The 1,680-nt window shown below is 63.8% G+C and carries 2 protein-coding genes; one reads left to right on the plus strand and one right to left on the minus strand.

Annotation, left to right across the window (positions count from 1 at the left end; translation table 11 throughout):
• Window positions 1–236 precede the first annotated feature (236 nt).
• Window positions 237–632, minus strand: a complete 396-nt coding sequence (locus ABT342_RS38055; protein ID WP_351584190.1) for a hypothetical protein — start codon at window positions 630–632, stop codon at window positions 237–239.
• 121 nt (window positions 633–753) lie between these two features.
• Between ABT342_RS38055 and ABT342_RS38060 the strand changes: the two genes are divergently transcribed.
• Window positions 754–1,521, plus strand: coding sequence for a transposase (locus ABT342_RS38060; protein ID WP_351584193.1), 768 nt, complete (start codon window positions 754–756; stop codon window positions 1,519–1,521).
• Window positions 1,522–1,680 lie beyond the last annotated feature (159 nt).

The following is a 1,680-nucleotide window of genomic DNA, read 5'->3' on the forward strand; positions in this document are numbered from 1 at the left end:
CGAACACAAGACGCCGCATGCCTCCCTCACCCCGAGCTAGACCATGCCTGACCAGCAGAAATCAACGGATCACGTTCGGTTGAGATACGGCTTCTAAGACTTGTCCCGTAATACCTGGCCGCAGTTGAGATTTTTCGGCATTGCCTGCCTCCGAGACCTGCTCCTCGAAGCTGAGGTTCTGCAGGTAGTGGCGGCTGCGGTCGGGGAGACGTTCGGTGATGCGGATGCGGTTCAGCTCAGGACTCGCACGAGCCCTTCGTGCTGGGTTGCGGAGGGCGTTTGACACCGCTGCACGCCAAGAGCTCGGTCCCGGTTGCGTCGAAGTACAGATTGAAGAGCCAGGACCGGTCTGCTGAGAGGATGCTCCCAGCGCGCAGCTGCTCACCACGGTGCCGCGCGAGGATCTCAACGCTCTCGTCGAGGCCGAGGGTCGTCGGCCAGCCGCGCTTCAACGACCGTCTCAACCTGGTTGCGGCAATACCGGCGACCATCCACTGGGGCACCTCCCCCTCCGAGACCTGTACCTCGCCACCAGCGGCGATGGCGGCGCGTGCTGCCTTGCACGCGCTCGTCTGGTTGGTGAGCATCGCGGCGATGTCGGGGTGACGTGGGTGCTCGTCCTCGGTAGCCATGCGCTGAATGTAGAGACTGAATGTGGGCGTTGCTACAGGATTCGGCGTGGCCTGCGCGGGGCGTGAGATGGAGAATGGAACATTCGCGATGTTGTGCCGGGCATCATGGAACGATCTTGTGGTGGCTGGTGTGATCACGGCGTCGGAGTCGTCTTGGATAGCCCCGTTCAGCGGGCTGAGCCCGCGTCCCTTCAAGAAGCTGGTGACCGCGCTGCGCCGCGAAGGTGCGGATCCGGTCCGCAAGGGCCGGCCGTGGTCCCTTCTGCTGGAGGACCGGGTACTGCTCGTGTCGGCCTACTGGCGCACGAATCTGACGATGCGCCAACTCGCGCCGCTCTTCGGCATCTCGAAATCCGCGGCCGACCGGATCATCGACCACCTCGGTCCCACGCTTGCCCTGCGGCCTCGTCGGCGGTTCAGCAAGGACACCGTGCTTATCGTCGACGGCACCCTGGTGCCCACCCGCGACCACACCATCGCTGAGCAGTCCAAGAACTACCGGTACTCCACCAACCACCAGGTCGTCATCGACGCCGATACCCGACTCGTCGTGGTGATCGGCCGGCCCCTTCCCGGTAACCGCAACGACTGCCAGGCATGGGAGGAGTCCGGCGCGAAGGCCGCCGTCGGCACGACCATGACGATCGCCGACGGTGGCTATCCGGGCACAGGGCTTGTCATGCCTCACCGCCGCCGCAAAGGCGAAGAACTGCCCGACTGGAAACAGGCCCACAACACGTCCCACAAGCGGGTCCGAGCACGCGTCGAGCACGTATTCGCCCGGATGAAGACCGGGAAGATCCTCCGCGACTGCCGCCTCAAGGGTGACGGCGTCCACTACGCCATGCTCGGCATCGCCCGCCTACACAACCTCAACCTCGCCGGATAGGCGAGCGGTCGGATTGATCACCGACTTCGTTTACACCAGTCAGAGATCATTTACGGGACAAACCCTAGTAGGGCTTGGTCAGGTTCATCCGTCGGTGGCGTGTCTGGATGATCGGTTGTTCCGTTGATCGGGTGTGACGCCTGAGGAGCTGGCCGCGGT

This window comes from Streptomyces sp. NPDC000410, from assembly GCF_040300305.1.
GTDB lineage: Bacteria > Actinomycetota > Actinomycetes > Streptomycetales > Streptomycetaceae > Streptomyces.